We start from the raw sequence: 8631 nt of genomic DNA on the forward strand, positions 1-8631 counted from the left end.
GAGCTTACCGTTGCTACGGCGGGAGTCGCGGGCTTGGAACCGAAGGGTCAACCACGATCAAGTGAAAATCAACTGGCAGTTCACCCGGAAAAAAGCACGGATCAAGTTCAAATACAAAAAGAACTCTTTCACGCGGTCAGAGACCTAGTCAACTGGGTCGCTACACCAACCCCGATCACGATCCAAGAGGTGTCTGGGCATCACTTCCGGCACACGCCAAAGCGGAGAAGGGAAGACGACAGGCGCAGTTCTTCACCGTCACAACACCCTCGGGAAGGAAGGTTGACCCACCGCTAGGACGGTGCTGGCTTTACACAGAAGATCGGTTCCGTGAAATGGTGGCTGACAATCGCATTTGGTTCGGCGCTGACGGCGGAAACGTCCCCCGTGTGAAGAAGTTTCAGTCTGAAGTTCAGTCTGGACTAGTCCCTTCGACCATCTGGCTACACTCCGAAGTCGGGACGACCGGAACTGCAAAGGCCGAAATTACTCATTTGTTTCCGGGCGAAACCCCGTTCTCGACGCCGAAGCCAGAAGCCCTTGTCCAGCGGATTCTTCAGATTGCTTCAAATCCGGGCGACCTCGTGCTGGACTCTTTCGCCGGCTCCGGGACCACCGGCGCCGTGGCTCACAAGATGGGTCGCCGCTGGATCATGGTCGAGTTGGGGGAACACTGCCACACGCACATCATCCCGCGGATGAAAAAGGTTATCGATGGCCAGGACCCCGGTGGGATTACGGAATCTGTCGGATGGAAAGGTGGCGGCGGGTTCCGATACTACCGATTGGCTCCATCGTTACTCGAGAAAGACAAGTGGGGGAATTGGGTCATTAACAAGGCGTACAAGAAAGAAATGCTGGCCGAAGCGGTATGCAAGCTCGAAGGTTTCATCTACGCGCCGAGCGACACGGTTTATTGGCAGCATGGATACTCCACGGAACGGGATTTTATTTACGTGACCACTCAAAACCTGAGCCACGACCAACTCCAACAGCTCAGCGATGAAGTCGGCGAACAGCACTCCCTCCTCATCATGTGTGGCGCCTTCCGCGGCAAGCCGGATCGATATCCCAACCTGACCGTTAAAAAAATTCCCAAAGCAGTTCTCTCGCGTTGTGAGTGGGCCCACGATGACTACAGCCTGCAAGTGGAGAACCTGCCTAAGGCGCCGCCACCGCGGGGGCAACAAGCGCTGTTTGGCGAGGAGGGTGAGCCTTGAAACCCATGATGCAAAAGGCAAAACCGTTGCTCGTCTATCAACGCATCCGGCAAATCCTCGAAACTGCCAAGGCAAGCGTTGCTCGTTCCGTCAATACGACCCAGGTCGCGGCATACTGGTCGATCGGAAGGGAGATCGTGGAGGAAGAACAAGAGGGTACGCCTAAAGCAGAGTACGGAAAAGCATTAATGGAGGAATTATCAGAACGACTGATGCACGATTTTGGTTCGGGATACTCCGTTCAGAATCTTTGGTTCATGCGCCAGTTCTATTTAACTTATCCTCGCTTGCTTCATACAAGGAATATTCACCACGCGCTGCGTGGCGAATCGCCCATTCGGGCAAATCCCCCGAGTCCAATGATTCTCTACGCACCGCGTAGAGAATCTTGGAGGCCTGGCCTGCTGCACCCCAATCTTTCTTGGACACACTACCGCACCCTGCTCCGCGTGGATAAACCTGAGGCCCGCGCTTTCTATGAGATCGAGGCCATCAAAGACAACTGGTCGGCCCGAGAGATGGAGCGGCAAATCAGCAGCCTGCTTTTCGAGCGATTGGCTCTGAGCAAGGACAAGAAGGGGCTGCTGCGACTGGCTTCGAAAGGGCACGAAGTTCAGCAGCCCGCGGATGTGTTCAAGGACCCTCTTGTCATTGAGTTTCTGGGTCTACCGGAGTCACCCAAGCTGGTCGAGACGGATCTGGAACAGGCATTAATCAATAATCTGCAGGCATTTCTGCTGGAGCTGGGAAAGGGGTTTGCCTTCGTCTCCCGCCAGGAGCGCATCACCCTGGATGGAGACCACTTTTATATCGATCTCGTGTTCTATCACACCGTCCTAAAATGCTATGTCTTGATCGACCTCAAGGTGGGCAAGTTGACCCACGGTGACCTCGGCCAGTTGCAGCTCTATGTGAATTATTACGATATGGAGCGCCGCACTCCCGGTGACAACCCCACCCTCGGTCTGATTTTGTGCACCGACAAGAACGACGCCGTGGTGAAGTACACGCTTGGGCCGGAACAGGAGAAGAAAATCTTCGCCAGCCGCTACAAACTGCATCTGCCCACGGAGGCGGAGTTGAAGGCGGAGATTCGGCGCGAGTTGGCAGCCCTGCGCCAGGGAGATGAGAAACAATGAACCGCCAGGTCAATGCCATCGCCGGACGGTTGAGCCTGCGGGCACCTCAACGCCGTTCTCTGGAAATTCTCGACCGCATCACAGAAATTGCTCCACCTCACAAGGAGACTGACCTCAATACCGCGCTCGCCGCCATTCAAAGCGAATTTCCAACAGTGACTGACTTCGAACGGGAGTTTCCTTCCCTTTGCTTTGCCTTGGCGACGGGCGTTGGCAAAACACGCTTGATGGGGGCCTTCATCAGTTATCTGCACCTTGCGCATGGCGTTAACAACTTTTTCGTGATGGCCCCAAACCTGACCATCTACAACAAGCTCGTCACCGATTTCACCCCGAACACCCCAAAGTACGTTTTCAAGGGCATCGCGGAATTTGCCACTGACCCACCCGAGATCATCACGGGTGACAATTATGAGGCAAAGGCCGGCACCCTCTTTGACCAGCTCCTGCGCTGCAAGGTCAATATTTTTAACATCTCAAAGATCAACTCCGAGGTGCGCGGTGGAAAATCTCCTCGCATTAAGCGGCTTTCAGAATACATCGGCCAGAGCTATTTCGATTATCTTGCCGGCCTTCACGACCTTGTCCTCATCATGGATGAATCGCATCGGTACCGGGCATCAGCCGGCGTGCGGGCCATCAATGAGCTGAAGCCAGTCCTGGGGTTGGAACTCACTGCGACGCCTCGCGTCGAGACGGGTCGCGGCTCGATCCAGTTCAAGAACGTGATCTACGATTATCCACTGGCTAAAGCGATGGCCGACGGATTTGTCAAAGAGCCCGCGGTTGTGACGCAGCGGAATTTCGATCCTAGCCAGTTCACGGCGACCCAGATCGAGGAAATCAAGCTCGAGGACGGCATTCGCCTGCAAGAGAACGCCAAGGTCGAATTGGAAACCTACGGCCGCCAGACGGAACAACGCATCGTCAAGCCCTTCATGCTGGTGATTGCACGCGATACAACCCACGCGGCCCAACTTATTCAGTGGATCCAATCGGAGAAGTTTTTCGAGGGGCGGTACAAGGACAAGGTGATCCAGGTGGATTCCAGCAAGACCGGCGCTGAAGAAGACGAGATGGTGGAACGGCTTCTGAAGGTGGAGAGCCCAGAGGAGCCGACAGAAATCGTTATTCACGTCAACATGCTCAAGGAGGGATGGGATGTTACCAACCTTTACACCATCGTGCCCCTTCGAGCTGCAAATGCCCGAATTTTAATCGAACAATCCATCGGGCGGGGCCTTCGATTGCCTTATGGAAAACGAACAGGCGTCACCACTGTCGACCGTCTCAACATCGTTGCCCATGACCGATTTCAGGAGATTGTTGACGAGGCAAACAAACCCGATTCGGTCGTTCGGTTGCAGCAGGTGATACTTGACCCAACGAAGGACCTACAAAAAACAGTCACAGTCGTTTCCCGGCCGAACATCGTGGAGCAGATGGCTCCGTCAGGTGGATTACCGATCGGCGGCCCAATTCCTGCCGGTATGCAGCCGTCAGTCTTCTCAAACGAAACCGAGCGGAAAATCGCGGGCTTGACCTTTGACGCCATCAAGCAATACGAGCGTCTACCGAGCTCCACGTATCTCCTCAAGGACGAAGTCCAAAGCAAGATCGTCAAAGAGGTTGCCGCTGCGTTTGCCCCCATGCAGCAGGAATTGCCCGGAGTGATCGAAAAGCCCGACATCGCTGCCATCGTACAAAAGGCATCAACCCTTTTCGGTCAGCAAACAATCGATATCCCTCGAATTCTTGTCGTCCCAAAGGGGGAGGTAACGATTGGTTATCACCCCTTCAAGCTGGATACTTCGGCCATTCACTATCAGCCGGTTTCCCGCGCTCTGCTGCTACAGTACCTTCGGACAAACCGTCAGGAAACGCTCGACTCCGGCGGAAGTACGCAACTGGAGCAGCGGCTGGAGGATTACATTGTCCGTGGTCTCGTTGATTTCGACGATATCTCGTACGACGACCATGCGGATTTGATTTACAACGTCGCCGGCCAGATGGTGGCCCATCTGAAGAGCTATTTGGCAGAAGACGACGTCCGCAACGTTCTCATTTACCATCAAAGGCAGATCGGCGACTTCATCCATGCCCAGATGCAGGCTCATCAGTGGGAAAAGGCAGGTGACTACGATGTGGTGGTGAGCAAAGGATTCACTGAGTTAAAGCCCAGCGCCTACACTAAACCAGCGGCTGATGCCCTACGCGACTTCCGTGAGACTGTCCAGGATAAGAGCGCCATCAACCAGATGGTGTTCGGCGGTTTCAAGCGATGCCTTTATCCCATCCAGAAGTTTCAATCGGATTCAGAGAGGAAATTGGCGGTGATTCTGGATCAAGAATCCTTGAAATGGTTCAAGCCCGCACGTGGCCAGTTCCAGATTTACTACAAATCGGGAATTGAGCACCTCGAGTATCAGCCCGATTTTGTGGCCGAGACTTCAGATTGCATTTATTTGCTAGAGGCCAAGGCGCGCAACGAGATGGAGAATGACGAAGTCAATGCGAAAAAGGATTCCGCCGTGAAATGGTGCGCCCATGCCGCCGCCCACGCGCTGGAAAACAGCGGAAAACCCTGGAAGTATCTCTTGATCCCCCATGACGCGATTACAGAGAATATGAACATCGAAGGCCTTGCGAATCAGTTTGTGGCGAACTGAGCGTGTTTTTCAATGGTTCTTTTTTGCATCCAAATAGCATCGTGCCAAATAAGCTTCTGCCAACCTCTAACGGCAGATGGGGGACATTTCCTTTCGATTTTAAAGGCATAGAACCACGGGACACGGGACACAATAAGTAACACGAGGGCCCATTTTTATGGATAAAGACATTATTAGGCTGACTTTACCCGTTGTCAGACTGCAGACCGTCTCATGGAAGCCACTGAGCAGCGGCCATTGCAAAGTCCTTCGAGAAATTCAGCTTGGACATCTCAGCACGGCTGATTTTACTTCACCAAAAGTATTTGTCTCGGGACTTTACAAGCAATATGAATTGACGATCGCGGATCTTCGTCGACATATCCAGGAATGCGGAAATTGTGCGGAATCTATGGCTGAGGTTCGGGTGCAGTTACAACATTTTGACGAAGAGCAATTTGCTGTATTGTACGCAGTTCTGAAAACTCTCGAAGGAATCGCTGATCAAGAACTTGATGATGAAAGAAGCACAGCCGAAGATCAGGCCCGAGATGTCCTCGAACACGACTTCCAACCTACTGCTGATGAGGCCGGCATGGTCGAAGATCTAGCCAGCGAGCTCTTTGCCCAGGGGAAGCAGATGATATTTTTCCGGACAGTGGCGCGTTATTCATGGGTCGGGATGATCATAGGCCGGTGGCTGGAAACGTTTCTGCCTCCTTCCATTCCGCGTCTACTCGTCGTTCATGAAGATGGACCTTACGACATTGGATTGAGCAACCAGGAAGTGGGAACGTTCCTGCATTTGGCACCTGACCTCTTAAGAATGCTTGAAAACAAAGCCGATAATGCAGCCCCCTTTCTCAGAGCTCTGTTCTTGGCTGAGGCATTCCAGGGATTACTGCCGAAAGCCAGTACCGTTGAGGAATTTCTGGAAAAGCACTTGGCTTTTTGTTGGCGAAATGAGTTTGCGGGAATTTCTTGGGAAAGGCTCCTGAAACATTATTTGATGTTGGCAGACTTAGAAGCAAATCAACTTTCCCAGTCCCTTCCGGCTCCCATCACGCGTCATAGTCAATCTCTATTGGAAAAGGTGGAATTGATCTCGCAACAACTGCAACAAATGGATAAAAAGGTGGATCAATTACCCGAGGTTCTTCATGATGATCACTGCATTATCATGAAGCAACTCGAGGATTTAGGGAGGGCTCATCAGCAGCTCATCAAGGCATTCGACACTGCTCCGGCTGAAACCCGAAATAAATGCCAGCAGATCATCCACACCGCGCTTGGCGCGTTATTCGACCGGCTGGATGAGAAGACTCGGAGCTTTTTACTGACTGGAGAATTTGGATATGAGCATATGCCCTCAGATTTTGATTTCTCTGGCGTTATTTTGGCATTTATGAAAGCCTTTGAGCATGAGCTACACCGATCCATTGTGCCCATTCGTGAACGTCTGCAGGTAATTGCGAACAAAAATGAGCGCATGAAACATAGCAATAAGGACTTGAGTAGATTTACACTTGGAGAGTGGAACAGATTCTTTGAGTGGAGCTTCCAAGAGATTGAACCACTCTTACGCGAATGCGGCCTAGACTTTAGTCGCGTCTGCGAAGCTATCGAATGTGTTAATATGCAAAAGACAGCGAAACATCTAGATCAAAAGAGTTATGCAGATGCGACTGGTTTTAGAGCTCTTTTTCTAGGAGGCCAGTCAGTCCTGGGAGTCCTCTTTCCAAAATTGTCGGGTCAGGTCTGAATTTTCAATGGTTTTCCTCCACAGGTATCAAAATTGAAAATTTAGCCCCCATTTTGCTGGAAGAACCGACTCCCACAGCTCGATAGGGGGCATTAAATGAAACGACCCATAGCATGATGTGATGGGGCCAGGTCTCAAAAAGTAACAAGTCCACAGGGGAGTTTCTGGCTTCGGTCACCAAGAACAAAATAGAATCTCAATCTGAGGAGATGCGGAAGAAATAATTGATTTGGCCGCCAGCGGCCTAGACCTGTTGATTTTTGAGACTCGGCAGCATCGTTGTGTAGGTACATTGTGCGGTCCACTCCATCCCGCGGAACGCCGCGAGATCAAAATACGCGGCGGTGGCACCCATCAATTACTCGGAGGAAGCATTTTTGGGTCAGACCTTTCCATTCTCCATTCACAAATGGAAATTGAAGATTCTGCTGCAAAACCCCCGTCCATTTCTTAGGGCTGTCCTTTTTTGGTGGCCCGTTTTTTGGTGGTCGCCGGGGGTGGCTCCACGCGGAGCAGATGCAATTCCCCGCGATCGAGCAGTTCCCATTGGACCGATTCGCCGGGCTCCAGTCCGATGGCAGCGGCGAGGGGCAGCGGGAAATAGACATAGAGTCGCGGCGTCGTGTTTTTGGTGCGAATGGCTTGCACTTTTAATAAATATTGTGTTGACATGAGGGGATGCTAGCTGATAAGCTATCGTTTGTCAAGGAGAATCTTTGCCTTTTTGAGGAGCGAGAGACCGCGATGAGCGTACCGGCTTTTAATCCCCAGACCCACTTGTTTGGATTGCAGGCGGCCCACGAGGACGTCTTTGAGAAGGACAATCGCTACCGCTTGTTGGCGGAGCGGGTTTATCCGCAGCTGGTGCGGGCGCGGCCGCAGCTGGAAAGCTGCTACGTGAGCGACACCGGGCGGCCCGCCATCGAGCCGGTGTTGCTGTTGGGGGTGAGTGTGCTGCAGTTTTTGGAGAAGGTGCCGGATCGAGCGGCGGTGGAACAGGTGAAGTACCATCTGGGCTGGAAGTTTGCCTTGAATGTGGAGTTGGGCGGGAAAGGCTTTGACCCGACGGTGCTGGTGCGGTTTCGGGCGCGACTGGTGGAGCACGAGCAAGCGCGGGTCGCTTTTGAAGCGGTGCTGAGCGGTTTAAGAGAGGCCGGATTGATTGCGCGGAAAAACAAGCAGCGGGTGGACTCGACGCACGTCTTGGGAGCGGTTGCCCGGATGAGCACGCTGGATCGGGCGCGGGAAACACTGCGGCTGGCGCTGGAGGAGATCGAGGAGAAGGTCAGCGCAGAGCAGCGACCGCAAGCGTGGGCCGTGTGGTGGGAGCGGTACGTGGAAGAGCGCATCGATTATCGCAGTACGGAAGAGACGCTGAAGGCCAAGCTGCAGCAGGCGGGAGAGGACTTGCGGCAGTTGAAGCGTTGGGTGGCAGAGCAGGGCGAGGCGGTGAAGAACGGCGAGAAGGCCTCTTTGTTGGGACGGGTCTTTGAAGAGAGCTTTGAGGAGGTGGGGGGAGCGGTGGCGCAGCGACGAGCCAGTCCGGCCGGGGCCGTGCAGAATCCGCATGACCCGGAGGCGCAGTGGTGCACCAAGCAGCAGAACAACGCGGCCAAGGAGTGGGTGGGATATAAGGTACAGGTGGCCGAAACGGTGGAGGAAGCCGCGCCGCGGGAAGGCGAGCCGACGCGCTCCTTTCTGACCGCGGTGGTGACGCAGCCGGCCACGGGCAGCGATGAGGCCGGTCTCAAGCAGACGCTCAAGGAACAAGCCGAGATGGGAGTGGACAAGCCGCAGGTGCTGTTTACCGATGGATCGTATATCTCGGCTGAGTTGCTGACGAAATGGGAGGCGGAGGGAGG

The 8631-nt window shown here is 53.6% G+C and carries 6 protein-coding genes; 5 read left to right on the top strand and 1 reads right to left on the bottom strand.

Features of this window, described 5'->3' with window-relative positions; all coding sequences use genetic code 11:
- Nucleotides 1–152: 152 nt before the first annotated feature.
- The 4 genes from LAO21_22905 to LAO21_22920 all read left to right on the top strand — a co-directional run bounded on the left by LAO21_22905 (nt 153) and on the right by LAO21_22920 (nt 6769).
- Nucleotides 153–1220, top strand: coding sequence for a site-specific DNA-methyltransferase (locus tag LAO21_22905; GenBank protein ID MBZ5555567.1), 1068 nt, complete (start codon nt 153–155; stop codon nt 1218–1220).
- A gap of 8 nt (nt 1221–1228) precedes the next feature.
- The gene (locus LAO21_22910; protein ID MBZ5555568.1) at nt 1229–2359 is read left to right on the top strand and encodes a PDDEXK nuclease domain-containing protein; all 1131 of its coding nucleotides are present in this window, start codon (nt 1229–1231) and stop codon (nt 2357–2359) included.
- Nucleotides 2356–5028 carry a DEAD/DEAH box helicase family protein gene (locus tag LAO21_22915; protein MBZ5555569.1) on the top strand — a complete coding sequence of 891 codons (2673 nt, stop codon included), beginning with the start codon at nt 2356–2358 and terminating at the stop codon, nt 5026–5028. Before LAO21_22910 ends, LAO21_22915 begins: the two co-directional genes overlap by 4 nt.
- 157 nt (nt 5029–5185) lie before the next feature.
- Nucleotides 5186–6769, top strand: coding sequence for a hypothetical protein (locus LAO21_22920; protein MBZ5555570.1), 1584 nt, complete (start codon nt 5186–5188; stop codon nt 6767–6769).
- 450 nt (nt 6770–7219) lie between these two features.
- Here the strand turns inward: LAO21_22920 and LAO21_22925 are convergent, their stop codons facing one another.
- Nucleotides 7220–7441 carry a hypothetical protein gene (locus tag LAO21_22925; protein ID MBZ5555571.1) on the bottom strand — a complete coding sequence of 74 codons (222 nt, stop codon included), beginning with the start codon at nt 7439–7441 and terminating at the stop codon, nt 7220–7222.
- Nucleotides 7442–7447: 6 nt separating this feature from the next.
- On the opposite strand from LAO21_22925, the gene LAO21_22930 reads away from it, so the two are divergent.
- On the top strand, nt 7448–8631 hold a 1184-nt coding region (locus tag LAO21_22930), incomplete at its 3' end, for a transposase (protein ID MBZ5555572.1).

The sequence above is a fragment of the Terriglobia bacterium genome (assembly GCA_020073085.1).
Lineage (GTDB): Bacteria > Acidobacteriota > Terriglobia > JAIQFV01 > JAIQFV01 > JAIQFV01.